Source organism: Streptomyces sp. AC627_RSS907 (assembly GCF_019049165.1).
Window position 1 is genome coordinate 1 of sequence record NZ_JAGMUE010000567.1, and the last position, 571, is coordinate 571.

A 571-nucleotide genomic window follows, 5' to 3' on the forward strand; every position below is an offset into this window, starting at 1 on the left:
CGGCCCACAGCGCCGTCTACGACACGGTGCAGATCGGCGTGGACGTCGCCCGCCCCGAGCTGGACGAGCGGATCGCCCGCCGGGTGGACCGGATGTGGGAGGCCGGCCTGGTGGACGAGGTGGAGCGACTGGAGCGCACGGGGCTACGCGAGGGGCGCACGGCCTCCCGCGCCCTGGGCTACCAGCAGGTGCTCGCGGTGCTGGCGGGGGAGTGCGACGAAGCGGAGGCACGCGTCGAGACCGTACGAGCCACCAAGCGCTTCGCGCGCCGCCAGGATTCGTGGTTTCGACGAGATGCGCGAGTTCACTGGCTCAGCGGCGCCGCTGGTCACAGCGGGGAACTCCAGGCGCACGCGCTGACGTTGGTCGAACGAGCGGTCACAGCCTGATCACGTGATGGCATCGGGACGCTCCGTGCGTCCTGGAGGCCGCTGCGATCGTGCCATCATCGAGCTTCGATCGTGCCGTGATGTCGAATGTGGGGAGGGCGTACGGCGATGGAGGCCAGCCCTCGGGACACAGCGGAGACGCCGCCGCGCGACGAAGCGGAGCCGCTCGCGTCGGAGGAGTC

The 571-nt window shown here is 70.9% G+C and carries 1 pseudogene; it reads left to right on the forward strand.

The features are described 5' to 3' along the window. Nucleotides 1–389, forward strand: a pseudogene (locus tag KUM32_RS37110) (tRNA (adenosine(37)-N6)-dimethylallyltransferase MiaA); the annotation flags it as partial. Nucleotides 390–571 lie beyond the last annotated feature (182 nt).